Below are 25,317 nucleotides of genomic sequence, written 5' to 3' on the forward strand. Positions count from 1 at the left end.
CCCCCGCACATTGAGAAGCCCCGGGTAAGCGAACTCACAGGCCGCCGGAGCGTCCGGAGGAGAGCAGGTCAGTAGCGCTGCGGCGCCTGCGGGTTGGCAGCCAGTTCCGCCTCCACCTCTGCGTGGAACCTCTTTTCCACAAAGAAGGACAGGAACGGCACGATGCCGCCCAGCGCCAGGATGACGAGCTTGGCAAAAGGCCAGCGCATCAGCGACCAAAGTCGGAAGTTGGACATCAGGTAGACGACGTACATCCAGCCGTGCACGATCAGCACCGCCACGGAGAGATTCACTCCCCCGATTACTCCCGGCGGCTCGGCGTCGGCGAACCCGAAGCCGAACGGCTGCCCGGTCACGGCGTTGGTGCCGCCGGCGAAAAGGTAGTGGCCGAAGACGTAGCGGGCGATCAGCTCCGCGCAGAGCAGGAGGAGCATGGAGCCCGTCAGGTAGGCGAGGACCTTGTAGAACTTCAGGGCAGAGCGGATCTGCGCCTCGGTCCCGCCGAAGCGGCGCTTCTTGCCGTTGGCGCTTCCCGTTCCGTCGGACTGCTGCGGCTGGATGGCCGGCTGGGGCTCGATCATGATTGCACTCTCGGATTGGTTGGTTCGGTTGAGGGGGAATCAGTAGGCGGATCGGTGTCGTGGGGTCCGCCGGCGGCCGCCTCGTCCTGGGCGTCTTCGAGGCCGCGGCGGTAGTCGTCCTTGACCAGGCGCCACCAAATAAACAGTGCGAAGCCGGCAAAGACCACCCACTCCGCGGCGTAGAAGAGGTTGAGCCAGTTCACGGTCTGGGCGGGCGGCTGCGGGCCGATATTGAGCGGTTTGACGGAGCCGGCGGCGGCAACGTCCGCACCGCCGGAGCGCTCGGCGCTGGCGGCCACGAACCCGGGATAGCTGCTGACGTCCCAGAGATTAATGAGTTCCGCGACGGAGACGGCGCTTGCCCGCCCGGCGCCGGCGTCGGTGTTGGGCAGCGGCGCTTCGGAGGGGATCAGCCGACCGGTGAGTTCAATAGTGCCCGACGGCGGCGCCGCGGCGTCAGCCGCATCGGCCACCCAGCCCCGGGCCACCGGGATCCAGGTCTGCGGCGATGCGCCGGCGCCGGTCAAGGCGGGAGCGCCCTGCACGGCGAAGGCGGAGACGATCCAGAATCCCTTGGCGCCCTCGTGAATCCGGCCCGGCACCAGGACCTGCTTCCGCGGGTCGTAGCTGCCGGTGGCGGTGACGACCTGGTCGGCCACCGAGCCCGGGAAGAACTGCCCCGGCTTCAGGACCGTGGTCAGCGGGCGGGCGTCCTCGGTTCCTGTGGAAACCGGCGCCTCGGACCGTGTGGAGCGGCCGAACTGCCACTGGCTCAACAGCACAAAGACTCCCGAAATCACGATCGCCAGCACCAGGCCTGCGATCCAGCGGGGTTTGAGGGCGGTTTTCAGCACCCCTTAACCGTACTTCGTCGGCGTGTAGAACAACGAAACGGCTCTGGAGACCAGCCATAGCGTCGGCAGCAGGTGCTAGTGGTCGAAGAACACCAGGCTGGAATTGATCAGTTCGGAGATCACTTCGGGATCATAGGCCCGGCGGAGCGACTCCCGGAAGGACTCCTTGGACAACGAACGCGCCAGGGTGGCCAGCACCTCCAGGTGGTCCGAGAAGGAACTCGCGGGCGTCGCGATCAGCAGGATAACGGTGGCCGGTCCGTCGGCCGCCCCAAAGTCCAGCGCCTTGCCGTACTTGGTGATGCCGACCGCGATCGAGGTGCGGGAAACAAATTCGCTGCGGGCGTGCGGCAGGCCGACGCCGCCGGGAAGCCCGGTGGCCAGCTGGTGTTCGCGGGCGTTGACGTGGCTGAGGAACCCCTCCAGATCGGAGATCCGGCCGGCGTCGTACATCCGCTGCGCGAGCTGGGCGGCGGCGTCGAACTTGTCCTCCGCGTCCAGCTCCAGGATCACCATCTGCGGCGTGGTGAGGTCGGCATCGTACCGGTCCAGTGGTTCCGCCAAGAGGTGTCCCTTCGAAGTGGCGTCGGTGCACGCCGGCTGGCGGCGCCGTACGGCGTCCCCGGTCAGCGCAGCGGAACGATGTCCTCGACGCCCAGGCGTGCTGCGTCGGCGGATTCGTCGTCCGGCTGCTCCTGGCTCAGCCGTTCCGCGTCGACCCGGGCCAGGTAGTGCTTGATCTCGCTCTCGCGCTGCGCGTCGCTCCAGCCGAGAACCTCACCGATCAGTTTAGCGACTACCGGCGCCGCGGACACACCGCGGTCCCACGCCTCGATGGAAATGCGGGTCCGGCGGGTCAGCACATCCTGGACGTGGCGGGCCCCCTCATACCTGGCCGCGTAGACGGCCTCGGCTGCGAGGTAGTCGTCCGCGCCCGGCAGCGGCTCGGCCAGCTCGGGGTTCTCCCCGATCAGCGCCAGCACTTCCGGGGCCATCGAACCGTAGCGGTTGAGCAGGTGTTCGATCCGCGCGACGTGCACCCCGGTTTCTTCCGCCATCCGGTTGCGCTTGTTCCAGGCAGCCTTGAAGCCGCTCGCACCGAGCAGCGGGATGGACTCGGTGCAGGACGGCGGGACGCGTTCGTCCATGCTGCGGGTGGCTTCGTCGACGGCGTCCTTGGCCATGACCCGGTAGGTGGTCCACTTGCCGCCGGCCACGACGACGAGGCCGGGCACCGGGTGCGCCACCACGTGTTCGCGGGAGAGTTTAGCCGTTGAGTCATTCTCCCCGGCCAGCAGCGGGCGCAGTCCCGCATAGACGCCTTCGACGTCCTCGCGGGTCAGCGGCCGCTTGAGGACCTTGTTGACGTGCTCGAGGATGTAGTCGATGTCCTTGCTGGACGCCGCCGGGTGCGCCTTGTCCAGGTGCCAGTCCGTGTCGGTGGTGCCGATGATCCAGTGCCGGCCCCAGGGAATAACGAACAGCACGGACTTCTCGGTCCGCAGGATCAGGCCCACCGTGGACTGGAAGCGGTCGCGCGGCACCACCAGGTGGATGCCTTTGGAGGCGCGGACCTTGAGCTGGCCGCGGTCGGTGACCATGGCCTGGGTTTCATCGGTCCAGACGCCGGTGGCATTGATGACCTGCTTGGCCCGGATGTTGAAGCTGGAGCCGTCCTCGTGGTTGACGACCTTGGCCCCGACCACCCGTTCGCCCTCGCGGAGGAAGTCGACGACGGCCATCTGGTTCACCGCGTGCGCGCCGTAGTAGGCGGCGGTGCGGACGAGGTTCGCGACGTACTTCGCGTCGTCGACCTGGCCGTCGTAGTAGCGGATGGACCCGACGAAGGCGTCGTCTTTAAGGCTGGGCGCCGCCCGCAGGGTGCCGCGCCTGCTCAGGTGCTTGTGGAACGGGACGCCGCGGCTGTGGCCGCCGGTGATGGACATGGCGTCGTAGAGCGCGATGCCGGAGCCTACATAGGGCCGTTCCACGAACCGCTTGGTGAGCGGGTAGAGGAATGGGACGGGCCGGGCAAGGTGCGGGGCGAGCACGGAGAGGATCAGCCCGCGCTCGTGCAGGGCCTCCTTGACCAGCGCGAAGTCCAGCATCTCGAGGTACCGCAGGCCGCCGTGGATGAGCTTCGAGGACCGCGACGAGGTGCCCGCAGCCCAGTCGTTGGCCTCGACGATGCCCACACTGAGGCCGCGGGTCACGGCATCGAGGGCGGCGCCGGCGCCGACAATGCCGCCACCGACGATCAGGATGTCGAGTTCCTTGCCGGGCTGGGTGCTGGCTTTGAGCACCGCGAGGGACGCTTCGCGTTCCGCGGGCCCTAGCGCGCCACCGGCCAAGGGAGCACCACCGGGAAAACTGTTCATCTCACGCCTCCATCCGGATCAAACCTCGTAGTGCACCACACTACTTCCAAGTTCTTCGGATGGGCAGGGTCTTGGCCCCGCGGGCGCCGGGCTCAGTTTCCGGCGTACGGCGAGACGACGACGTCGACGCGCTGGAATTCCTTCAGGTCCGAGTAGCCGGTGGTCGCCATTGATCGGCGCAGCGCGCCGATCAGGTTCGAGGTCCCGTTGGTGTGGTGGCCCGGGCCGAACAGGACCTCCTCGAGCGGTCCGACGGTGCCGACGTTGGCCCGGTCGCCGCGGGGCAGTTCGAGGTGGTGGGCTTCCTGGCCCCAGTGCCAGCCCTTGCCTGGAGCCTCTTCGGCGCGGGCCAGGGCGCTGCCGAGCATGACCGCGTCGGCTCCCATGGCGATGGCCTTGACGATGTCGCCCGAGGTGCCCATGCCGCCGTCGGCGATCACGTGCACGTAGCGGCCGCCGGATTCATCCATGTAGTCCCGGCGGGCGGCCGCGACGTCGGAGATGGCGGAGGCCATCGGTGAGTGGATGCCCAGGGCGCGGCGGGTGGTGCTCGTCGCTCCCCCGCCGAAGCCGACCAGCACGCCGGCGGCGCCGGTGCGCATCAGGTGCAGGGCCGGGGTGTAGCCGGCCGCCCCGCCGACGATCACCGGGACGTCGAGTTCGTAGATGAACTGCTTGAGGTTCAGCGGCTCATGGTCCTTGGAGACGTGCTCGGCTGAGACCGTGGTGCCACGGATGACGAAGATGTCAACGCCGGCGGCCACGACGGTCTTGTAGTGCTCCTGGGTGCGCTGCGGCGTCAGGGAGCCGGCCACGGTCACGCCTGCGGCGCGGATTTCGGCGAGCCGCGAGGTGATCAGTTCGGGCTGGATCGGGGCCTGGTAGAGCTCCTGCATCCGGCGGGTGACGGCCGGGCTGTTGGTCTCGTTTTCGAGGGCGGCAATCTGGTCCAGGACCGGCTGCGGGTCCTCGTAACGGGTCCAGAGGCCTTCCAGGTCGAGGACGCCGAGGCCGCCGAGGCGGCCCAGTGCGATGACGGTTTCCGGGGACATCGCGGAATCCATCGGCGCGGCAATGACGGGCATATCGAACTTGTAGGCATCGATCTGCCAGGAGACGGAGACGTCCTTGGGATCGCGGGTACGTCGGTTGGGGACGATCGCAATGTCGTCCAGGGAGTAGGCACGACGCCCACGCTTGCCACGGCCAATCTCAATCTCGTAAGTCACGTCCCCACTTTACTTGACCGGGCCGGGGACCCGGCATTGGCCGCGCCTGCCGGGCTGCGGGCCGGCCCGCGGGGGCACGGCGGCGGCCGCCGCGGCGGCGTTGCCGGGCCGGCCGATAGCGAAGTATGCACCCGAATTAATCGATAGCTCACACTTACTTGACACGATCTGTCAATAGTTTACAAAACCTGAAAATGCCCTTACGTTTACTTTCGGCCGGCCGGGGATTTCGCCGGGGGCCTCCACACCCAGTTCCGGGCATTCCGCAATGCCCGGTTAAAGAAAGCAGAACCCATGGGAAGTGCATCACTCAGGAAGTCCCGCGTCCTGGCCCTGTCGCTGGCCGCCGTCGTCGGAACCATGACCCTCGCCGTCACCCCGGTGCTCGCCGCCCCCGGCACCGGGCCGGTCGCCACCGAAAATGTCCCCGCGCCGGACGTCAACGCCGGCGAGGCGTACACGCAGTTCATCGTCAGTTTCAAGAAGACCCCGGGCAACGCCACCCCCAACGGCCGCGCGAACGCCTGGGGCAAGGCCGCCAAACAGCAGGGGGTGAGCGTACGGGAGCTGCGCGCCCTGGCTACCGGAGCGACCCTGATCGCCTCCGACAAACCCCTGTCCGACCAGGCCGCCACGGACTTCATGGACTCGATCGTCGCTTCCGGCGCCGTCAACGCCGTCGAACCCGACGCCCGCATGACGGCCGTCCTGACGCCGAACGACACCCGCTACGGGGAGCAGTGGGACTTCACCGGCGCCAATGGCATGCGGATCCCCGGCGCCTGGGATGTCTCCACCGGGTCGGGGTCCACCGTTGCCGTGATCGACACCGGCATCACCGCACACCCGGACCTGGACGCCAACGTGCTGCCGGGCTACGACTTCGTCTCCGATGCCACCGCTGCGCGTGACGGCAACGGCCGCGACTCCAACGCCCAGGACCAGGGTGACTGGTACGCCGCCGGCGAGTGCGGGCAGACCACCGCCGGCAACTCCTCCTGGCATGGCACGCATGTCTCCGGCACCATCGCCGCGGTGACGGGTAACTCCACCGGCGTGGCCGGTGTCGCGCCCAACGCCAAGGTCCTGCCGGTCCGGGTCCTCGCCAAGTGCGGCGGCTCCCTCTCCGACATCGCGGACGCCATCATCTGGGCCTCCGGCGGGACTGTCTCCGGGATCCCCGCCAACGCCAATCCGGCCAAGGTCATCAACATGAGCCTGGGCGGCTCCGGCGCCTGCGGCACCACCTACCAGGCCGCCATCGACTCTGCCGTGTCGCGGGGCACGACCGTGGTGGTGGCGGCCGGCAACAGCAACCAGGATGCCTCCGGCTTCCGTCCGGCCAACTGCAACTCGGTGGTGACCGTCGCCGCCAGCAACCCGAGCGGCGCCCTCTCCTACTACTCCAACTACGGCGCCACCGTGGATCTCACCGCTCCGGGCGGCGACACCAGCGTCAGCGGCGGAGGCATCCTCTCCACGCTCAACACCGGAACCATGACGCCGGGTGCGGCGGGCTACGCCAGCTACCAGGGCACGTCGATGGCGACCCCGCACGTCGCCGGGCTCGTCGCCCTGATGAAGTCCAAGTCACCTGCCCTCACCCCGGCCCAGGTCGAGTCCACGCTCCGGCAGGGCACCCGGGCCATGCCCGGCGGTTGCACCAAGGGCTGCGGCGCCGGCCTCTCTGACGCCACGGCTACGATGGGGCTCCTCGGCGGAAGCACCCCGCCGCCGCCGTCGGGCAACCTGCTCCTGAACCCCGGCTTTGAAAGCGGCTCGGCGTCCTGGACCTCCAACCAGTCGGACACCTTCGAGACCGGCACGGCCGCCCGCAGCGGCAGCGGCTTCGCGGGGCTGAACGGCTGGGGCAAGTCGACGTCGTACACGCTGGACCAGGCCTTTTCCATCCCGTCCTCCGTCAGCGGCTCCTCGCTGTCCTTCTACCTGAAGACGCTCTCGGATGAGACCACCACCAGCACCGCATACGACACCCTGAAGGTCCAGGCCATCAGCGGCGGCGTGACCACGACGCTGGCCACCTACTCCAACCTGAACAAGTCCACCGGCTATGTCCTGAAGACGCTGGACCTGTCCTCGTTCAAGGGCAAGACCGTCACGCTGCGGTTCCTCGGCGTGGAGGATTCCTCCCTGGCAACGTACTTCTACCTTGACGACACCTCGGTGACCACCTCGTAGCACCACCGGCCGCTGCTAAGAATGGGCATGCCCTCCCTCCCCGGGAGGACATGCCCATTCTTTGTGCTCCGGAGTGGACATAACACCGCTATGTCCACGGGACGTCGCCGGCAGAGCGCATGTCCGGCGGCTCAGACCCCCTCGGCCTCGTCGACGGCGAGCTGCGATTCGAACATCCGGAAATAGCGGCCGCGCAGTGCCACGAGTTCCTTGTGCGTGCCCTGCTCCACGATCCGGCCGTCCTCGAGCATGTAGACGATGTCCGCCTTCTCGATCGTGGCGAGCCGGTGGCTGATGGCGATGATCGTGCTGCTGCGGTCGGCGAAGAGCCGGGTGAAGATCCGGTGCTCGGCCAGGGCGTCGATTGCCGACGTCGGTTCGTCCATCACCATGAAGGACGCGTCCCGGTAGAAGTTCCGGGCCATGGCCAGGCGCTGCCACTGCCCGCCGGACAGGCCGCTGCCCTTCCGGCCGCGCGGGTCCTCCATCCAGTTGCTGACGTGGTTATCCAGCCCGTTGGGCAGCTTGTTGATGAACTCGAGGGCCTCCGCGTCCGACGCGGCCCGGCGGATCCGGTCGTCGTCGCGCGGCGCATCGACGTCGCCGAAGAAAATGTTCTCCGCCGCGGTGGCGAACTCGTACTTCAGGAACTCCTGACTGAGCACCGCAAGGTGGCGGTGCCACGACTTCACGTCGACGGCGGCGAGGTCCACGCCGTCGAGCAGCACCTGGCCCGAATCCGGGCGGTAGAGCCCGGCGAGGATCCGGATCAGGGTGGACTTGCCGGCGCCGTTCTCGCCCACTACCGCGATGTGCTGGCCCTGCCGGATGGTCAGCGAGATCCCTTTGATGACCTCCAGCTCGCTGCCGGTGTAGGTGAACCGGATATCCCGCAGTTCCACGGTCCGGGGCGCCTGGAGCAGGGGCGGGGCATGGTCGGAGTGGACGGGCAGCGCCATGAACAGCTCGTAGTCCTTGAGGTTGGCGAGGTCCTCGTCGATGGAACTGAGCGAGGAGACGAGGCTGTTGGCGGTGGACAGGGCGCGGCTGACGATCTGCTGGACGTAGAGGAACTGCCCCACCGGCTGGGCCCGGGCGATGATCTGGCCCACCACCCAGATCAGCGAGACCACCTCCGCGCCGTATTGCAGGGCGTCGGCGGCGAGCTGTTTGGGGATGTAGCGCTTCTGGAAGTCGAGCCGGCGCTTCTCATCCGCGTCCCGGAGCCGGGAGCGGAGCCCCATCAGGTAGCCGACGATCCCGTAGAGCCGCATCTCGGCGATGTGCTGCGGGCGCAGCAGGTTGGTTTCGATCATCCGGCGCTGCCGGCGTGAATCGACCTGCGTGTTCCAGTGCGCGATCTGTTCCCGGGACAGTTTGAACTGCAGGTAGACGCTGGGCACGATCGCGACCAAAACGATCACCGCGATCCACCAGCTGACCAGCAGCAGCGCGCCGATCGCCAGGACCACCGAAACCAGTTGGGTGAAGATGGCGGCGATCCGGTCCAGGACCCGGGCGTAGGAATCGGAGAAGCGCTTCGCCCGGTCGTACAGGTCCACCGTTTCCTTGTCGTCGTAGCGCCAGAAGTCGAGGGCGAGGAACCGCTCGTACATCAGGTCCCCGACGATCGCGCCGACCCGGAAGCTCATCAGCTGCTGGATGTAGCGGTCCACGCTGCTGAAGGCTCCCCAGAACAGGCCAAGCGCCGCGGTGATGATGACGTAGACGATGGCCTGCTGCCCGGCGGCGGCGTTTCCCGCATAGGCGGCTGCCAGCGCCGTCGTGGTCAGCGCGGCGTAGTAGGTGGTGACGAGGGGCAGCAGCGCCGAGACCAGCGAGCCCACGACTTTCATGACGACGGCGGCGGGCGAGGCGCGGAAGCTGACCCGCAGAACCTGCGCCACGGCCCGGGCGTAGGGCCGCAGCGCCAGTTTCCGCTTCGGCTCGCGTGCGGGCAGGAGTTCGGACATGCCTCCAGCCTAGTTGCGGGCCGCGGCGGCGGAACGCGGAAGGGCCACGGGACGAATCCCGTGGCCCTTCAAGTCGGCGTGGTGGCAGGGGCCGGGTGGGCCCCCGCGCCGGGGACTAGCGCGAACCGTAGTTCGGCGCCTCCACCGTCATCTGGATGTCATGCGGGTGGGATTCCTTCAGCCCGGCCGGGGTGATCCGGACGAACTTGCCACGGGCCTTGAGCTCGGGGACGGTGGGTGCTCCGGTGTAGAACATGGTCTGGCGGAGGCCGCCGACCAGCTGGTAGGCCACGGAGGAGAGCGGGCCGCGGTACGCCACGCGGCCTTCGATGCCCTCCGGGATGAGCTTGTCGTCACCGGAAACGTCGGCCTGGAAGTAGCGGTCCTTGGAGTAGGAGGTATTCTTGCCGCGGGTCTGCATGGCCCCCAGCGAACCCATCCCCCGGTAGCTCTTGAACTGCTTGCCGTTGACGAAGATCAGGTCGCCCGGGGACTCGTCGCAGCCGGCCAGCAGGGAACCGAGCATGACGGTGTCCGCACCGGCGACCAGGGCCTTGCCGATGTCGCCGGAGTACTGCAGGCCGCCGTCGGCGATCAGCGGCACGCCGGCCGGGATGGCCGCCTTGGCGGACTCGTAGATGGCGGTGATCTGCGGGACGCCGACGCCGGCGACGACGCGGGTGGTGCAGATGGATCCGGGGCCGACGCCGACCTTGATGCCGTCGGCGCCGGCGTCGATCAGGGCCTGGGCGCCTTCGCGGGTGGCCGCCTGGCCGCCGATGATGTCCACGTGCGCTGCCACCGGGTCGGACTTCAGCCGGCGGATCATGTCCAGCACGCCCTGCGAGTGGCCGTTGGCGGTGTCCACGAAGAGGGCGTCCACGCCGGCGTCGATCAGGGCCATGGCCCGCTCCCAGCCGTCACCGAAGAACCCGATGGCGGCACCGACGCGCAGCCGGCCCTCGTCGTCCTTGGTGGCCAGCGGGTACTGCTCGGCCTTGGTGAAGTCCTTGGTGGTGATGAGGCCCTTGAGCCGGCCCTGCTCGTCGACGAGCGGGAGCTTCTCGATCTTGTTGGTGGCAAGCTTGTGCGAGGCTTCCTCGCGGCTGATGCCGACGTGACCGGTGACCAGCGGCATCTTGGTCATGACATCGCTGACCAGCCGGATCGGGAAATCCGTCTCCGGCACGAAGCGGGTGTCGCGGTTGGTGACAATGCCCAGCAGCCGCATGCCCTCGTCCACGACCGGCAGGCCGGAGACCCGGTAGTGCGAGCAGATCTCGTCCAACTCGGCCAGCGTGGCCTCGGGGCCGATGGTGAGGGGGTTGGTGATCATGCCGGACTCGCTGCGCTTGACCCGGTCCACCTGGTCGGCCTGGTCGGCGATCGAGAGGTTCCGGTGCACGACGCCAAGGCCGCCCTGGCGGGCCATGGCGATGGCCATCCGCGACTCGGTGACGGTGTCCATCGCGGCGGACAGCAGCGGCGTGTTCACCGTGATGCGCTTCGAGATCCGCGAGGAGGTATCAGCTTCGGAGGGGATGACGTTGGTGTGTCCCGGCAGTAGCAGGACGTCGTCGTAGGTCAGGCCAACAAAGCCGAAAGGGTCGTGTTCGGGCTGGGTCATGAGTGCGCCTCTTACCTTGGGTTTCTGGGTTCACGGGTAGGGGTTGCAGCAGATGACCAGCCCGTCATTACGGGCATGGCCTGTGCAGAAGTGTTGTGTAAATACTAGAACCTTGGCGGCGATCCCCATATTCCGGGACGCGAATGTGAGCAACGGCATCCAACTGGCGGCGCCGGGGGCGTCACTTCCAGCCGGTGGCGGCGAGCAGCCGCTTTTCGAACATTGGGATCATGCTCTGGACGTAGGTCTTGGTCAGGTGGTTGTCGTCCTTGTAGACGTACACGTTCCCGACGACGGCGGGGCAGGTCCCGTCGGCGCAGATGAAGTCGCTCATGTCCATCAGGTGCAGGCGGGCAACCTTGCCGCGGTAGTCGTCCAGCGGTGAGGACGCCGCCAGGGATTCCTGCAGCGGGACGTTGCACTCGGCGGCGTGGGGGCCCTTTTTCTGGACGCATTCGGGCATGTTGGTGGTGAACCGCGGGTTGTCGCGGATGCCGACAACCTCGATGCCGGTGTCGGTGAAGGGCTTGATCCCCTCCAGGTACTGCGGCACCTCGGTTTCGAACGGCGCCTCCTTGTGCGTCAGCGACGCGACCGTGAAGACGGCGTCGGGCTTGTGCGACAGGACGTAGTCGGAGCTGGCTTTGTTGAAGGCGTTGCAGTCGGCATCCCGCTCGGGTGACTCTCCCCCGAAGCGGCAGTTTCCCTTGAGCAGGGTGACGACCTCCCAGCCGTGGCTCTTGGCGATGGGGCCCAGCGCGGCCATGTACTGCTGCGCATGCGAGTCGCCGAGCACCACGATTTTCTTGGTGACCTTGTCCGGCCGGCTGTTCTGCAGGCAGCCCTGCAGGAGGGGGTCGCTGGGCACGTTGCCGTCGGTGCAGAGCCCGTCGATGTCGGCCCATTCGTTCTTCATGGCGGCCGGTGCCGGGATGATCTTGGCCTCCGGCGTCGGCTTCCCGGCATTCTCCGGGGCCAAGGCTGCGGCGCCGGGCGTCAGTTCCTTCGGCTGGGACGCGGCCGCGGCTTCGTCGGCCACAATGTGGCTCTGCCACAAAGTCACCGGGCCGGCCAGCAGGGCCCCGCAGGCGGCGATGACGACGGCGGTGCGCCAGGCGCGGCGCTGCGGCCAGTGCCACTCGCGCAGCGGCTTCTCCACGAAGCGGGTGGTGAGCACGGCCAGCACCACGGAGATGGCGACTATCGCGAGCCCCTGCCACAGGTCCGGCGCGCTGACTCCCATCCCGGCCAGGACCAGCACCAGCAACGGCCAGTGCCAAAGGTAGAGGGCGTAGGAGTTGTCGCCGAGGGCGACGAGCGGCCGCCAGGTCAGGAAACGGTCCACGCCGAATCGGCTGCCGCTCTGCCCCGCCACAATGATGGCGGCGGCAGCCAGGGTCGGCCACAGCGCGATGAATCCGGGGAAGGAACGGTCGACCGTCAGCAGCAGCCCGCAGGAGAGCATCGCCGCCAGTCCCGCCCAGCCCAGGACAAGGCGCAGGATCCTTCCCGGTTTCAGGTACGGCAGGGCCAGCGCCAGCAGCGAGCCCAAAGCGAATTCCCAGAGCCGCGCACGGGTGTCGAAGTAGGCGTAGGCCTGGTTGCTGGCGGTCTGCTCGATCGAGTAAACCAGCGACGCGGCGAAGATGGCGCCGAACGCGAGGGCTAGGAACAGGCGGTAATTCAGCAGTCGTTCGTCCACCCCGGTCCAGCGGCGGAGCGCGTAGCGCAGTCCCTTGTGCAGCAGGGCGGCGCCCGCGAACACGAGCGGCCACAACAGGAAGACCTGCCCCTGGATGGACAGCGACCAGAAGTGCTGCAGCGGGCTGGCTCCCGAGTGGTCCTGGGCGTAGTAGTCCACGGCAGAGTCCGCGAGCAGCCAGTTCTGCCGGTACAACAGTGACGCCCAGGCCTGGTCGAGGATGTCCGGCCAGCGGCTTGCCGGCAGGATGGCCCAGGTGCCTGCCAGCACGCCCAGGACCACCACGACGACGGCGGGCAGCAGCCGCTTGAGCAGATGCAGCCAGTGGCTCACCAGGCGGAGCGGCTTACCGCTTTCCACCTTGCGGGCAAAGCTCAGGGTCATCAGGAAGGCCGAGATGAGAAGGAAGATGTCGACGCCACCGGAGACCCGGCCAAGCCACACGTGGTAGGTCACCACCATAAGAACGGCGAGGGCACGCAGGCCCTGTACCTCCGGGCGGTACCCCGATTTTCGGCTCGCGGGAGAACCCGCGGCCGCGTGCTGCGGGCTGGCTATGGTTCGCTCGTTCGTCACGCGGGATCCCTCAGGCTGGCTTCCAAAACATCAATGTTACCGAACCGTAATTTTCATTGCCAATTTCCGGGGCGCCTTCCGCCCGGGATTCCCGGGGCAGGGCGTACCGGCGAGGCTAGGCTGTTACGAGTCGAAGGAGGCCGCGAGTGATCGTGCAGGTGCGGATATGTGTCCCGGAGGAGCTCTCCGGAGCCGTGGTGGAGTGCTGCTCCGGTGAGCTTGGCGTCGCGGAGGTTGCGTTGCACCCCGGCGCCTCGGTGGTGCCGCCGGGCAACGTCATCCTCGTGTTCATGGCACGGGAGTCCGTCGAGTCGCTGATCGAAAAACTCCACGCACTGAACGTCCAGGACGTTGGCTCCATCTCGGTCACCACGCCGGAGCTGGTGCTGTCCGATCGCGCGGACCAGGCGGTCGCTGAGGCGCCCGGCGAAGGCGCGGACGCGATGATCTGGGATGAGGTGTCGCGGCAGACCGGGGAGGATTCCCGGCTGACGTGGAGCTACCTGGCGTTTCTGGTCCTCGCGACGCAGCTGGCCGCGATCGGCATCGTCACCGACTCGACCATCGCGATCGTCGGTGCCATGGCGGTGGGGCCCGAGTTCGGCCCGCTCGCCGCCCTGGCCGTGGCCCTGGTGCGGCGCCAGTGGCGGCTGGGGCGCAGCGCGGCACTGGCACTCGGCGTCGGGTTCCCGGTCGCGATGCTGGCGGCGGCCTTCACGGCCTGGCTCTCCGTACCACTCGGGCTCTTTCCAGCTGACGCCCTGGACCGCGGTTCCGCTGTGGAGTTCATCTATCACCGGGGCCCTATTCCCTGATTGTCGCCCTGCTGGCAGGGACCGCCGGCATGCTGTCCGTGATCAGCCGGCGCTCGGCGGCCCTCATCGGGGTGTTCATCTCCGTGACCACCGTCCCGGCCGCCGGTTTCGTAGCGGTTTCCCTCGTGCTGGGCGAGTACCAGAAGGCCGCAGGTTCCGCCCTCCAGCTCCTTGTGAACTTGGTCGGGATTATTGTCTCGGCGGTGGCGGTGCTGCTGTTCTACCGGCTAGTCACGAAGCGGCTGCCGCGCGACGCCGCGCGGAAGCTGCGGAGGAACGCCCAGCGCCTGCACCACTGAGCTGCACCGGGCCGGCCCCGGGGCGTCCCCTGCGGGGCCTGCGCGCTACATCCAGCCGGTCGACTCAGCGAGCCGCTGGCCGAACACGGGTGACATCGAGGCCACATACGTGCGGGTCAGGTGGTTGTTGTCCTTGTAGACGAACGTGTTCCCGACCACCCCCGGGCAGGTTTTTCCGTCGCAGATCAGGTCGGTCATGTCAACGAACGACAGTCCTGGCACCCGGCCATGTAACGGAGCCAGAGGGCTCTTCGCGGCGAGCACGTCGCGTTCGGCGCGTTCGCAGTCCGGGCTCTCAATTCCCTTGTTCGCCACGCATTCGGCAATGTTGAAGTTGAAGCGCGGGTTATCGCGGATAGCGACCATCTCGACGTGCTTCCCGGTCCAGAATTTCGCGGTCGCTTCAAGGCCGGGTGACACCTTTTCCGCCGGGGAAGACACCGCGGCGACGGTGCCCACGGTGATGATGGCGTCCGGCGGATTGTCGGTGACCTCTTCCGTGACGGCAGCGTTGAAGGTGTCACAGGGAATGGACCGCCCCTGGGCGGCAATGGTGTACCGGCAGCCGGCCCGGAGGATGGAATAGACGCGCCAACCGTTCTTCTTGCCGACGGCATCGATAGCGGCCAGCCACTGCTGCGCGTGGGAATCCCCCAGCACGAGGACGGTCTTGGCGGGCTTGTCCGGAGCCGTGTTCTGCGAGCAACTGCTCCTCAGCGAACGGTCCTCGGGTTCAAGGTCGCCGGAGCAACGGTTGCCCAGGCTGGACCAGTCGTTCTTGAGCTGTTCGGGCAGGGGCAGGATCGGGGCGTCGCTGTCCGCCGCGCTGACGAAACCGGGCACCAGGGCCAGGGCGCCGGGGTTGTTCCGCTGTGACTCTGCCATCACAGCCTGCGCTTGGAAGTGCTGCTGGAGCTGCACCGCGGTGAGCGGCACCGCGACCACTGCGAGGCAGAGCGCCACGGCGAGGGCAGCGCGCCGACGTCGGACTTCCGGCCATGCCCAGGATCGCCACGGCTTCTCGACGAATCGGGTGGTCAGGAAGGCGAGCCCCAGTGAGACGGCGATGATGAGGCTGCCCGATAGCCATCCCGCGTGCTCCTTGCCGCTCCAAGCCAGGGCAAGCACCAGGACGGGCCAGTGCCAGAGGTAGAGGGCGTAGGAATTATCTCCGAGCCTTACGAGGGGGCCAGCGCTGAGGATGCGGTCCACTCCCCAGCGGCTGTTGGTCTGCCCGGCCAGGATGACGCAGCTGGCGGCCAGGGTGGGCCAGAGCGCCACGAACCCGGGGAAAGCCCCTTCCACATCCAGGATGAAGCCGCAGCTGACCATGGCCAGGACACCGACCCAGCCGAGGACCACGCGCACCGACTGCGAAAGGAACGACAAGCCCGGCAGGAACAAGGCCAGAAGCGTGCCCAGTGCGAACTCCCAGAGGCGTGCGCCGGTGTCGAAGTAGGCCTGGGACTGGTTGGTGGCCGTGTAGTAGATCGAGAAGGTCAGCGAAGCCAGGAAGATCGCGGCGAAGATGTAGCTGAGCAGCGCCCGGTAGCGCAGGTTGTACCGTCGTGCGAGGAACGCTGCGCCGGCAAAGATGAGCGGCCACAGGATAAACACCTGGCCCTGGATGGACAGCGACCAGAAGTGCTGGAGCGGGCTGGCCAGCGCGTGGTCCCCCGCGTAGTAGTCGACGGCCTCGGCCTGCAGGACGCGGTTTTCCACGTAGAACAGCGATGCCCAGCTCTGCGCGACCACATCCGGGAAGCGGGTGCGGGGCAAAAGGAAGTAGCTGGCCGCCAGCGTGGTGACAATGACGACGGCGGCCGCCGGCAGGAGCCGCCGGAACAGGTGCAGCCAATGCTTGATCAGCGCCATCTGCGAACCCCGCTCGAAGCGGCCCACGAACTGCAGCGTCATCAGGAACGCCGAGATCAGCAGGAAGATGTCGACGCCGCCGGACACCCGGCCAAACCAGATGTGGTAGGTGACCACCATGAGCACCGCGAGCGAACGCAGTCCTTGGATTTCCGGCCTGAATTTCGTCCCCCGGGCAGGACGTGGCTCGGCGCTCGTTTCGCGCGGCGAGACGAGCGTTACCGCTCCAGACATACAAACCCCCGTAGAAACAACGCAAGACAGCCAGAGCAACTATACAACCCGGTTCGGCGTCGGTCCCTTTCGGATGACGCCGGCCACGATGCCCGGACCCCGACGGCATGGCTCCGGGGAACAAAAGGGACCGGACCAGCTGACGCTGGTCCGGTCCCTTCTTTGCACGGAACCTAGTGCTCGGAAACCTTAGTGCTGGTGTCCGGCGTGCTCGTCCTCGTCGGCCGGCTTTTCCACCACGAGGGTTTCGGTGGTGAGAACCAGCGCCGCGATGGAGGCCGCGTTGCGGAGGGCCGCGCGGGTGACCTTGACGGGGTCGATGACACCGGCCGCGATCAGGTCCTCGTATTCGCCGGTCTTGGCGTTGAAGCCCTGGTTGACGGCGGATTCGGCCACCTTGGCGACGACGACGTAGCCGTCAAAGCCGGCGTTCTGGGCGATCCAGCGCAGCGGCTGGGTCAAGGCCCGGCGGACGATGCCCACGGCAGCTGCCGCGTCGCCGTCGAGCGCCTGGACAGCCGGATCCTCATCAAGCGCCTTGAGGGCGTGGATGAGGGCGGAGCCGCCGCCGGCCACGATGCCTTCTTCGAGGGCAGCGCGGGTGGAGGACACGGCGTCCTCGATGCGGTGCTTCTTTTCCTTCAGCTCGACCTCGGTGGCAGCGCCAACCTTGATCACGCCGATGCCACCGGCCAGCTTGGCCAGGCGTTCCTGCAGCTTTTCCTTGTCCCAGTCCGAATCGGTGCGGGTCAGCTCGGCGCGCAGCTGGGCAACCCGGGCCGCGACGTCCTCGGCCGAACCGGCGCCGTCAACGATGGTGGTGTTGTCCTTCGTGACGGTGATGCGGCGGGCGGTACCCAGGACCTCAAGGCCCACGGTGTCCAGGCTGAGGCCCAGTTCCGGGGAGACAACCTGCGCGCCGGTGAGGGTCGCGATGTCCTGCAGCATGGCCTTGCGGCGGTCTCCGAAACCGGGAGCCTTGACGGCCACGACGTTCAGGGTGCCGCGGATACGGTTGACGATCAGCGTGGAGAGTGCCTCGCCGTCGACGTCTTCGGCGATGATGAAGAGCGGCTTGGAGCTCTGCAGCGCCTTTTCCAGCAGCGGCAGGAATTCCTGGACCGAGGAGATCTTGCCCTGGTTGATCAGGATAAGGGCGTCTTCGAGGACTGCTTCCTGGCGTTCCGCGTCGGTGACGAAGTACGGGGACAGGTAGCCCTTGTCGAACTGCATGCCCTCGGTGAGGACCAGTTCGGTCTGCGTGGTGGAGGACTCCTCGATGGTGATCACACCATCCTTGCCGACCTTGCCGAAGGCCTCGGCCAGGAGCTCGCCGACCTCGTCGCTCTGTGCGGAGATCGCGGCCACGTTGGCCACCTGGGTACCCTCGACCGGGCGGGCGTTTTCGAGCAGGCGGGCGGCCACGGCCTCGACGGAGACCTCGATGCCACGCTTGATCTGGCCCGGGGCGGCGCCGGCGGCAACGTTGCGCAGGCCTTCCTTGACCAGGGCCTGGGCGAGCACGGTGGCGGTGGTGGTACCGTCGCCGGCGACGTCGTTGGTCTTGGTGGCGACCTCCTTGGCGAGCTGTGCGCCAAGGTTTTCATAGGGGTCGTCCAGCTCTACTTCGCGGGCGATAGTCACACCGTCGTTGGTGATCGTGGGGGCGCCCCACTTCTTGTCCAGCACGACGTTGCGGCCGCGCGGGCCGAGCGTCACCTTGACCGTGTTGGCGAGCTTATCGATGCCGGCTTCGAGCGACCGGCGGGCAGCGTCGTTAAACGCAAGCTGCTTTGCCATGGTTTTGTCCTTTCAAGACAGAACCCCGCGCAGCCGTTCGTTCAAAGCGAAGGATCGGCGGCGCGGGGGTCCAAGAGAGTTACTTTACGACGATCGCCAGAACGTCGCGGGCGGAGAGCACGAGGTACTCGGTGCCGCCGGTCTTAACTTCGGTTCCGCCGTACTTGGAGTAGATGACAACGTCGCCAACGGCAACGTCAACGGGAACGCGGTTGCCATTGTCATCAAAGCGGCCGGGGCCTACTGCAACAACTTCGCCTTCCTGCGGCTTCTCCTGTGCGGAGTCCGGGATAACCAGGCCGGAAGCCGTGGTCTGCTCGGCTTCGAGCGGGCGGACAACAATACGATCCTCAAGAGGCTTAATAGAGACCGACACTCGGACCTCTCCTTTTCGTCAGCAAATTTGTGGACTATGAAGCGGTGAGCCGTGGCGTACAAACCGTCGTCGCGGTGCCGGCAGTAGCCCGGCGGAACATGCTTCACGTGTTAGCACCCGCCTAGGGAGAGTGCTAATGACGACTCTATGTAAGTAGTTAGCACTCGGTCAAGGTGAGTGCCAGAAGTTCGTCACTGGTGAACGTCCGGCGGGAACGTCCGGAGTGACGGACATGCTCATCGCCAGCTGCCGGCAATGGGCATATCGGCAATATGTCCGGTGCTGGTGCCGAAGGATGGGCATGTCCCTCGGTCCGCGCCCAGGCTGGGGCGGCCTACTCCCCCGCCAGGTCCTCGTAGTCCCAGTCCTGGCCGTCGTCGTCTTCCTCGATCCGGGCGGAGGCGTTGCGTTCGCGGTACAGCACGAAGCCGCCGGCGAGGGCAGCGACCACGCCGAGGACGAGGGCGATGATGCCGCCCACCCGGGCTGCGGCATAGGTGTCACGGATCGCGCGCGCCTCATCGGTCGCATCCTTCACGTCCTTGCCGCCGACGGAGTAGACGGTCGCATTGAAGGAGTCCAGTAAGAAGATAATGACGAGCAACGCCACGCACACGACGGCGATCACGATGCCGGCGATCAGCGCCGGCCGGGCGAAGCGGGCCAGTCCCCGGCTGTCCCGGGCCTCCCCGACGGTGTTCTCCCGGGTGCCTGCCGTGCCGAAGTCGTCTGTGTCCCTGCCATCCATGCCGTCCAGCCTATCGGGCGCGCCGGGCGTTCCCCGCCTGAACTACGCTTGATGGCATGGCTGAGACTACGCAGGACCAGATCGCCCCGCTCCTCAATCCGGAGGGCTGGGAGCTGCTGGCCTCGCTGGGACCGTACCGCGAGGAGGAGGCCTTCCGCCTCAACGCCTCGCTCCGGAAGGCCGGTCATTCCCCCGAGCTGGTCTCCGCGGCACTCACCCAGTCCCGCCTGCGGACAAAGGCGGAAGCGAAGTTCGGTGAATTCGCCCGGCAGATGATTTTCACCCGGGCCGGCCTGGAACAGGCCACCCGGCTGACCGTAGCGGCGCGGCACGCGCAGCGCTTCGCCGAGGCCGGGATTGCCCATGTGGCGGATCTGGGCTGCGGACTGGGAGCCGACGCAATGGCCCTGGCCTCGCTGGACATCAAGGTGACCGCCGTGGAACTGGACGAAACCACCGCCGCCTGCGCCACGATGAACCTGATCCCGTTCCGGAACGCCACCGTCGTCCATGCCGATGCCGCCGCCGTCCCGCTCGACGGGATTGACGGCGTCTGGCTGGACCCGGCCCGCCGCACCACCTCAAGTTCCGGGACCAAGCGACTCTGGGATCCGGAGGACTTCTCCCCCCCGCTGTCCTTCGTGGAATCCCTGGCCTCGTCCGGCCGTGCCGTCGGCGTGAAGATGGGCCCGGGCATGCCGCATGCCTCCGTCCCGGAGGACTGCGAGGCGCAGTGGGTCTCGGTGGGCGGCGACGTCACCGAAGTTGCGCTGTGGTTCAACGCGGTCCGCCGGCCCGGAATCCGGCGTGCCGCGCTGGTAATCGGCCCGCAAGGCGCCGCGGAGCTCACCAGCTCGGAGGACTTCGGCGCCGGCCCGGAGGCCCCGCTGGGCCCGGTGGAAGGCTACCTCTACGAGCCCGACGGCGCCGTGATCCGCGCCGGCCTGGTCGCCGACGTCGCGCTCCAGCTGGGCGGTCATCTGCTGGACGAACACATCGCCTATATCTGCGCGCCGGAACTGCACGATACCCCGTATGCCCGCGCGTACAAGGTCCTTGAGGTGATGCCGTTCAACGTCAAGGCGCTCAAGTCCTGGGTCAAGGACAACGGCGTGGGCGTCCTTGACATCAAGAAGCGCGGCACCTCGGTCACGCCGGAGGAACTGCGCAAGCAACTGCTCCCCGGCGGCGGCAGGAACGCCAAGAATGCGGCCAAGAAGACGGCCACCCTGGTCCTCACTAGGATCGGGGAGGAGCGGGTGGCCATCTCGGTGGAACCGGCCTAGGGCCGGCCTTGCGGAGCGGGGCTACTGGGCCCGCATGAACTCCTCGGCGGCACGGACCTGTTCGTCGCTGGGCCGGATGCCCGTGTAGAGCACGAACTGTTCGAGGGCCTGGATGGTGGCGACCTCGGCGCCGGTGATCACCTGCTTGTCGGCCGCACGCGCGGCTTTGATCAGCGGCGTTTCGGCGGGCAGCGCCACAACATCGAACACCACCTTCGCGGCCGCCACGGCTTCCGGCGGGAAGGACAGGGCGCCGGACTCGGGGCCGCCGGCCATGCCGACGGGCGTCACGTTGATCAGCAGGTCGGCTGTGCCCTCTGCGGAATCCGGGGCCGGGAGTACTGCACGCCATTCGAATCCGTAGAGCCCGGCGAGCGCCCGGCCGGCCGCCTCGTTGCGGGCGATGATCGTGACGTGCCGGAATCCGGCGTCGCGCAGTGCCGCCGCAGTGGCCTTCGCCATTCCACCGGCGCCCAGCAGCCACACCGTGTAGTCCGTGGGGACGGCGTTGCGTTCCAGCAGCTGCTCGATCGCCGTGTAGTCGGTGTTGTAGGCCGTGAGCTTCCCGCCGTCGTTGACGATCGTGTTGACCGAGTCGATGGCTTTCGCGGACGGGTCCATGACATCCACGAGGGCGATGACGTCTTCCTTGAATGGCATGGACACGGCGCAGCCGCGGATGCCCAGGCCCCGCACGCCGGCGATGGCCTGGGCCAGGTCGGTGGGGGCGAAGGCCTTGTAGATCCAGTTCAGGCCCAGCTGTTCGTACAGGTGGTTGTGGAAGCGGGTCCCGTTGTTGCTCGGCCGGGCCGAGAGCGAGATGCACAGGGTCATGTCTTTATTCAGGATGGGCACAGCACCATTAAACGCCACGAAACGCCACGGCAACGGCTCAGCGGCAGCCGGAACCAGGCCCTTGCCGCCCGCCGGGGCCGGTGCAGCCTGTGGATACCAGGGCGAGCCCTGGCAGAACCGCCGCGGCTGCCGGGAACAGGCTTCTTCTGTGAAAACTCTCACGCATCAGCTGTAACTTGACCACCAGTTGGATGCTACCCCTGCACTAGACTTTGAACACCGCTGCCTGGCCACTGCATGCCGCAACCGGGCTGCACCAGCGGCCAATGAAAACCAGCGGCCAATGAACACCAGCGGCCAATGAACACCAGCGGCCAATGAACACCGGCGGCGAACACACACTGGCAGGTGACAAACACCGGCGGGCAACAAAACAGCGAAGGGACCACATGAAGATTGATTTCGCTTCATCCAGGCAATCAACTCTTGGTGTGGAATGGGAGCTCGCGCTCGTCAACGCCGAAACCGGTGAGCTGGCCTCGGTGGCCAGCGAGGTGCTCCGCGGCGTGTCCGCCCGGCATCCCGAGCTGAACGAGGATGACGAACACCCGCACATCAAACAGGAGCTGCTGCTCAACACGGTGGAGCTCGTCACGGGCATCTGCACCACCGTGGCGGAAGCGAAGGCGGACCTGAACAGTTCCCTCGCCGCGGTGCGCGAGGTCACCGACCCGATGGGCGTCGAAGTCTTCTGCGCCGGCAGCCACCCCTTCAGCCCGCCGCAGCTCCAGCCCGTCACCGACAAGGCGCGCTACGCCAAGCTGATCGACCGCACCCAGTGGTGGGGCCGCCAGATGGTCATCTACGGCGTCCACGTGCACGTGGGCCTCGACAGCCGCGACAAGGTACTTCCTGTACTCGACGGGCTCGTCAATTACTTCCCGCACTTCCAGGCGCTGTCCGCCTCCAGCCCGTTCTGGGGCGGCGAGGACACCGGCTACGCCTCGCAACGCGCGCTGATGTTCCAGCAGCTGCCGACGGCGGGACTGCCGTTCCAGTTCTCCAGCTGGGAAGAATACGAGTCCTACGTCCAGGACATGTTCACCACCGGGGTGATCGACACCCTCTCCGAGATCCGCTGGGACATCCGGCCGGTACCCAACCTCGGCACCATCGAGATGCGCATCTGCGACGGCCTGGCCACGCTTGAGGAGGTGGGGGCCATCGCCGCCCTGACCCAGTGCCTCGTGGACGAGTTCTCCACCATCCTGGACAACGGCGGCACCATCCCGACCATGCCGCCCTGGCATGTCCAGGAAAACAAGTGGCGCGCGGCCCGCTACGGTCTGGACGCAATTATCATCCTCGACGCCGACGGCAACGAGCAGCTCGTCACCGAGCACCTGCGGGAGACGCTGGCCCGGCTCGAGCCCGTGGCTGCCAAGCTCGGCTGCAGCGCGGAGCTGGCCGACGTCGAGAAGATTATCGAGCGCGGGGCCGGCTACCAGCGGCAGCGCCGCGTCGCCGCGGAGCACGGCGGGGACCTGCGCGCCGTCGTCCTGGACCTGGTCGAGCAGATGCGCAAGGGGCCCGAAGCCTAGATTCCTGGGCCGTCTCCTAGGCGGATACGCTCGTCACCGGCATCGACGAGTCCGGCGCGAAGCCGAGCCCGCTCGGCACTATTCCGGACATCACCAGCTGCGCCCCGAGCGCGGCCACCATGGCCCCGTTGTCCGTGCACAGCGAGAGCGGCGGGACGGTCAGCCGGATTCCGGCCGCCGTGCAGCGCTGCTCCGTGAGCTGGCGCAACCGCGAGTTCGCCGCCACTCCCCCGCCCAGCAGCAGTTCGGTGATGCCGTTTTCGCGGCAGGCGAGCACCGCCTTGGAGGTGATCACGTCCACCACGGCCTCCTGGAAGGCGGCCGCGATGTCCGCCACCGGCACCGCTTCGCCGCGCGCCTCGAACTGCTCCACGCAGCGGGCGACGGCGGTCTTGAGTCCGCTGAAGGACCAGTCGTAGCGGTGCGGGCCGGGTTCCTCCGCGGTCCCCATGTACTTGGGCTGGGTAAGACCACGGGGGAAACGGATCGCCTTCGCATTGCCGGTGCGTGCCAGCTTGTCGATGGCCGGCCCGCCCGGGTAGCCGAGCCCCAGCAGCCGGGCCACCTTGTCGTACGCCTCGCCGGCGGCGTCGTCGATCGTGGAGCCCAGCAGCTCGACGTCGTCGGTGATGCTGCGGATCCGGAGGATCTCGGTGTGGCCGCCGGAGACCAGGAGCGCGCCGAGGTTCTCCGGCAGGGCGGTCCCGGAGCCGGCCGCCTGCCCGCTGTCGTCCGAGCCGCCGTCCTCCGGCGCGCCGCCGCCGGGCTCGAGCAGTCCGACGCCCACATGCGCCACGAGGTGGTTGATCGCGTACAGCGGCTTGCCGGTGGCGACGGCGAGGGCCTTGGCTGCGCAGACGCCCACCATCAGGGCTCCGGCCAGTCCCGGGCCGGAGGTGACAGCGATGGCGTCGATATCGTCCAGCGTCACTTCCGCTGCGGCGAGCGCTTCCCGGAGGGTGGGGACGAAGGCGTCGAGGTGCGCGCGGGAGGCGATCTCGGGGATGACCCCGCCGAAGCGCACGTGCTCCTCCATGGAGGACGAGACGGTGTTGGCGAGCAGGCGGGTGCCGCGGACGATGCCGACGCCGGTCTCGTCGCAGGAGGACTCGATCCCAAGCACCAGGGGGGCGGAGCTGCGTGGGTGGTGGTTCATTCTTGGCCTGTTCCCCTTGGCTGTATGTGGTCCGTGGTGTTGCCGGGCGCTGGCTGTTCCGTCGCGTGCAGCTCGAGGCGCATGATGAGCGCGTCGACGCCGTCGCGGTAGTAGCGCGGCCGGACATGGATCTGCTCGAAGCCGAAGCGCCGGTAGAGCTGCTGGGCGCGGGGGTTGTCCGCGCGCACCTCCAGCAGCACATCGGCCGCATGCCGCCGCCGGCTTTCCCGGATGAGCTCGGTCAGCAGCGCCGAACCGATGCCACGGCCCTCCTGTTCGGGCACAACCGCGATGGTCTGCACGTCCGCGATGGGTTCGATGCACATCAGCCCCGCGTACCCGACGATTGAGCCGCCGGACTCGGCAACGATGTAGCGTCGGGTCTCGGTCTGGGCGAGCTCGTCGACAAACATCTGCAGGGGCCAGGCGTCCACCGGGAACAGCCGGCGCTCCAGCTCGTGCACCGCGGGGATGTCCGCGGAGGCCATGTCCCTGAGGCTCACACCTGCCGGGGACGGTCCGCGCGGCGTATCCGGGGCGTTCACAGGGCGCGCTTCCGCGGGCCCGGGACCTGCGCGTCCGATTCCCGCAGGTACAACGGGGTGGTGTCCAGGAGCTGCTCGCCGGCGGCGAGCCGCGCGAGCGCGAACTGGCCCAGCGAAAGCGCCTCGGGCTGCCGCGCGGCGAACTCGGGGACGGCATTGAGGACGTCCGGGTACAGGCCCGCGCCCGCGCCGTAGACCGGAAGGTCCGGCAGATCGGCGGCGAAGCCCACATGCGGCCCGTCCAGCAGCTGCGGCAGCTGGCTCCCGGCCAGCGCGTAGCGGGCCCAGTAGACCTCCTTGCGCCGCGCGTCGGTGGCCACAATGAACTCCGGGGCCGCTTCCGTGGACTCCGCTACCTCCAGGGCAATGGCATCCAGGCTCATGAGCCCGTAGAGGGGCTTTTGCCAGACGAAAGCCAGGCTGCGGGCGGTGACGATGCCGGAGCGGAGGCCCGTGAATGGACCCGGTCCCACCCCGGTGACAATGACGTCGACGTCGGCGCCGCTGAGACCCGCGGCGGCGAGCAGCTGCTTGATGCCCGGGGCCAACACCTCGGCATGGCTGCGGGTGTCCGCGGTGGCGAAGCTGCCGACGACAGATTCCAGGGAATCATCGGAAACGAGCGCCGCGCTGGCAACGGCCGAGGTATCGATGGCGAGGATCAGCAT

Annotated in this window: 21 protein-coding genes; 5 read left to right on the top strand and 16 right to left on the bottom strand. The window is 67.6% G+C overall.

The genetic code is table 11. The features are described from left to right. Window positions 1-68: 68 nt before the first annotated feature. From AC1DBL_RS01295 to AC1DBL_RS01315, 5 genes are all read right to left on the bottom strand, one after another. Window positions 69-581, bottom strand: coding sequence for a DUF3817 domain-containing protein (locus AC1DBL_RS01295; protein ID WP_476925328.1), 513 nt, complete (start codon window positions 579-581; stop codon window positions 69-71). After that, window positions 578-1,435: an SURF1 family protein gene (locus AC1DBL_RS01300; protein ID WP_476925329.1), complete on the bottom strand. Its 858-nt coding sequence runs from the start codon at window positions 1,433-1,435 to the stop codon at window positions 578-580. The genes AC1DBL_RS01295 and AC1DBL_RS01300 overlap by 4 nt, the downstream gene beginning before the upstream one ends. 75 nt (window positions 1,436-1,510) lie before the next feature. Next, entirely contained in the window at window positions 1,511-1,999 is a 489-nt protein-coding gene (locus AC1DBL_RS01305) for a PTS sugar transporter subunit IIA (protein ID WP_441417098.1), read from the bottom strand. Window positions 2,000-2,061: 62 nt separating this feature from the next. Further along, window positions 2,062-3,813: a glycerol-3-phosphate dehydrogenase/oxidase gene (locus tag AC1DBL_RS01310; RefSeq protein WP_175321236.1), complete on the bottom strand. Its 1,752-nt coding sequence runs from the start codon at window positions 3,811-3,813 to the stop codon at window positions 2,062-2,064. Between the two features lie 92 nt (window positions 3,814-3,905). Next, complete coding sequence (locus tag AC1DBL_RS01315; protein ID WP_441417097.1) at window positions 3,906-5,042, bottom strand: GuaB3 family IMP dehydrogenase-related protein; 1,137 nt, start codon at window positions 5,040-5,042, stop codon at window positions 3,906-3,908. A 294-nt stretch (window positions 5,043-5,336) separates the two neighbouring features. Between AC1DBL_RS01315 and AC1DBL_RS01320 the strand changes: the two genes are divergently transcribed. Further along, the gene (locus AC1DBL_RS01320; RefSeq protein ID WP_476925330.1) at window positions 5,337-7,241 is read left to right on the top strand and encodes a S8 family peptidase; all 1,905 of its coding nucleotides are present in this window, start codon (window positions 5,337-5,339) and stop codon (window positions 7,239-7,241) included. A gap of 131 nt (window positions 7,242-7,372) precedes the next feature. Here AC1DBL_RS01320 and AC1DBL_RS01325 read toward each other — a convergent pair whose 3' ends face one another. The 3 genes from AC1DBL_RS01325 to AC1DBL_RS01335 form a co-directional block, all read right to left on the bottom strand. Next, a complete protein-coding gene (locus tag AC1DBL_RS01325; RefSeq protein ID WP_441417095.1) occupies window positions 7,373-9,214 on the bottom strand; it encodes an ABC transporter ATP-binding protein in 1,842 nt (613 codons plus the stop codon). Window positions 9,215-9,329: 115 nt separating this feature from the next. After that, the gene (gene guaB / locus AC1DBL_RS01330) at window positions 9,330-10,841 is read right to left on the bottom strand and encodes an IMP dehydrogenase (RefSeq protein ID WP_175321232.1); all 1,512 of its coding nucleotides are present in this window, start codon (window positions 10,839-10,841) and stop codon (window positions 9,330-9,332) included. Between the two features lie 181 nt (window positions 10,842-11,022). Then, on the bottom strand, window positions 11,023-13,119 hold the full coding sequence (locus AC1DBL_RS01335) for an acyltransferase family protein (RefSeq protein WP_476925331.1): 2,097 nt from the start codon (window positions 13,117-13,119) through the stop codon (window positions 11,023-11,025). 146 nt (window positions 13,120-13,265) lie between these two features. Here AC1DBL_RS01335 and AC1DBL_RS01340 point away from each other — a divergent pair, with 146 nt between their 5' ends. Both AC1DBL_RS01340 and AC1DBL_RS01345 read left to right on the top strand, forming a co-directional pair. Next, on the top strand, window positions 13,266-13,934 hold the full coding sequence (locus tag AC1DBL_RS01340) for a DUF389 domain-containing protein (protein ID WP_476925332.1): 669 nt from the start codon (window positions 13,266-13,268) through the stop codon (window positions 13,932-13,934). 29 nt (window positions 13,935-13,963) lie between these two features. Next, window positions 13,964-14,233 (top strand): DUF389 domain-containing protein, encoded by a 270-nt coding sequence (locus AC1DBL_RS01345; protein ID WP_476925333.1) that lies wholly within the window; start codon window positions 13,964-13,966, stop codon window positions 14,231-14,233. A 45-nt stretch (window positions 14,234-14,278) separates the two neighbouring features. Here AC1DBL_RS01345 and AC1DBL_RS01350 read toward each other — a convergent pair whose 3' ends face one another. The 4 genes from AC1DBL_RS01350 to AC1DBL_RS01365 form a co-directional block, all read right to left on the bottom strand. Further along, on the bottom strand, window positions 14,279-16,342 hold the full coding sequence (locus AC1DBL_RS01350; RefSeq protein ID WP_476925334.1) for an acyltransferase family protein: 2,064 nt from the start codon (window positions 16,340-16,342) through the stop codon (window positions 14,279-14,281). 189 nt (window positions 16,343-16,531) lie between these two features. After that, window positions 16,532-18,142 (bottom strand): chaperonin GroEL, encoded by a 1,611-nt coding sequence (gene groL / locus AC1DBL_RS01355; RefSeq protein WP_175321229.1) that lies wholly within the window; start codon window positions 18,140-18,142, stop codon window positions 16,532-16,534. Between the two features lie 79 nt (window positions 18,143-18,221). After that, a complete protein-coding gene (gene groES / locus AC1DBL_RS01360; RefSeq protein ID WP_028275747.1) occupies window positions 18,222-18,518 on the bottom strand; it encodes a co-chaperone GroES in 297 nt (98 codons plus the stop codon). 334 nt (window positions 18,519-18,852) lie between these two features. Beyond that, the gene (locus tag AC1DBL_RS01365) at window positions 18,853-19,266 is read right to left on the bottom strand and encodes a hypothetical protein (RefSeq protein WP_441417090.1); all 414 of its coding nucleotides are present in this window, start codon (window positions 19,264-19,266) and stop codon (window positions 18,853-18,855) included. Window positions 19,267-19,322: 56 nt separating this feature from the next. Here AC1DBL_RS01365 and AC1DBL_RS01370 point away from each other — a divergent pair, with 56 nt between their 5' ends. After that, window positions 19,323-20,552 (top strand): THUMP-like domain-containing protein, encoded by a 1,230-nt coding sequence (locus AC1DBL_RS01370; protein WP_476925335.1) that lies wholly within the window; start codon window positions 19,323-19,325, stop codon window positions 20,550-20,552. A 21-nt stretch (window positions 20,553-20,573) separates the two neighbouring features. On the opposite strand, the gene AC1DBL_RS01375 is transcribed toward AC1DBL_RS01370, so the two are convergent. Continuing rightward, window positions 20,574-21,407: a shikimate 5-dehydrogenase gene (locus AC1DBL_RS01375; protein WP_476925336.1), complete on the bottom strand. Its 834-nt coding sequence runs from the start codon at window positions 21,405-21,407 to the stop codon at window positions 20,574-20,576. A gap of 389 nt (window positions 21,408-21,796) precedes the next feature. Between AC1DBL_RS01375 and AC1DBL_RS01380 the strand changes: the two genes are divergently transcribed. Then, the gene (locus AC1DBL_RS01380) at window positions 21,797-22,948 is read left to right on the top strand and encodes a glutamate--cysteine ligase (RefSeq protein ID WP_476892141.1); all 1,152 of its coding nucleotides are present in this window, start codon (window positions 21,797-21,799) and stop codon (window positions 22,946-22,948) included. A gap of 16 nt (window positions 22,949-22,964) precedes the next feature. Here the strand turns inward: AC1DBL_RS01380 and tsaD are convergent, their stop codons facing one another. The 3 genes from tsaD to tsaB are packed head-to-tail and all read right to left on the bottom strand — an operon-like array spanning window position 22,965 to window position 25,317. Then, the gene (tsaD, locus tag AC1DBL_RS01385) at window positions 22,965-24,104 is read right to left on the bottom strand and encodes a tRNA (adenosine(37)-N6)-threonylcarbamoyltransferase complex transferase subunit TsaD (RefSeq protein WP_441417086.1); all 1,140 of its coding nucleotides are present in this window, start codon (window positions 24,102-24,104) and stop codon (window positions 22,965-22,967) included. Then, complete coding sequence (rimI, locus tag AC1DBL_RS01390; protein WP_476925337.1) at window positions 24,101-24,592, bottom strand: ribosomal protein S18-alanine N-acetyltransferase; 492 nt, start codon at window positions 24,590-24,592, stop codon at window positions 24,101-24,103. The genes tsaD and rimI overlap by 4 nt, the downstream gene beginning before the upstream one ends. A 53-nt stretch (window positions 24,593-24,645) precedes the next feature. Beyond that, window positions 24,646-25,317 carry a tRNA (adenosine(37)-N6)-threonylcarbamoyltransferase complex dimerization subunit type 1 TsaB gene (gene tsaB / locus AC1DBL_RS01395; protein ID WP_476892139.1) on the bottom strand — a complete coding sequence of 224 codons (672 nt, stop codon included), beginning with the start codon at window positions 25,315-25,317 and terminating at the stop codon, window positions 24,646-24,648.

It is taken from the genome of Arthrobacter sp. 10T44, from assembly GCF_056393885.1.

Coding starts and splice junctions, on each gene's coding strand:
- tsaD (WP_441417086.1), bottom strand. CDS start 24,104: ATGAACCACCACCCACGCAGCTCCGCCCCCCTGGTGCTTGGGATCGAG.
- AC1DBL_RS01310 (WP_175321236.1), bottom strand. CDS start 3,813: ATGAACAGTTTTCCCGGTGGTGCTCCCTTGGCCGGTGGCGCGCTAGGG.
- AC1DBL_RS01325 (WP_441417095.1), bottom strand. CDS start 9,214: ATGTCCGAACTCCTGCCCGCACGCGAGCCGAAGCGGAAACTGGCGCTG.
- AC1DBL_RS01350 (WP_476925334.1), bottom strand. CDS start 16,342: ATGTCTGGAGCGGTAACGCTCGTCTCGCCGCGCGAAACGAGCGCCGAG.
- rimI (WP_476925337.1), bottom strand. CDS start 24,592: ATGGCCTCCGCGGACATCCCCGCGGTGCACGAGCTGGAGCGCCGGCTG.
- AC1DBL_RS01380 (WP_476892141.1), top strand. CDS start 21,797: ATGAAGATTGATTTCGCTTCATCCAGGCAATCAACTCTTGGTGTGGAA.
- guaB (WP_175321232.1), bottom strand. CDS start 10,841: ATGACCCAGCCCGAACACGACCCTTTCGGCTTTGTTGGCCTGACCTAC.
- AC1DBL_RS01295 (WP_476925328.1), bottom strand. CDS start 581: ATGATCGAGCCCCAGCCGGCCATCCAGCCGCAGCAGTCCGACGGAACG.
- AC1DBL_RS01345 (WP_476925333.1), top strand. CDS start 13,964: ATGCTGTCCGTGATCAGCCGGCGCTCGGCGGCCCTCATCGGGGTGTTC.
- AC1DBL_RS01365 (WP_441417090.1), bottom strand. CDS start 19,266: ATGGATGGCAGGGACACAGACGACTTCGGCACGGCAGGCACCCGGGAG.
- tsaB (WP_476892139.1), bottom strand. CDS start 25,317: ATGCTGATCCTCGCCATCGATACCTCGGCCGTTGCCAGCGCGGCGCTC.
- AC1DBL_RS01320 (WP_476925330.1), top strand. CDS start 5,337: ATGGGAAGTGCATCACTCAGGAAGTCCCGCGTCCTGGCCCTGTCGCTG.
- groL (WP_175321229.1), bottom strand. CDS start 18,142: ATGGCAAAGCAGCTTGCGTTTAACGACGCTGCCCGCCGGTCGCTCGAA.
- AC1DBL_RS01370 (WP_476925335.1), top strand. CDS start 19,323: ATGGCTGAGACTACGCAGGACCAGATCGCCCCGCTCCTCAATCCGGAG.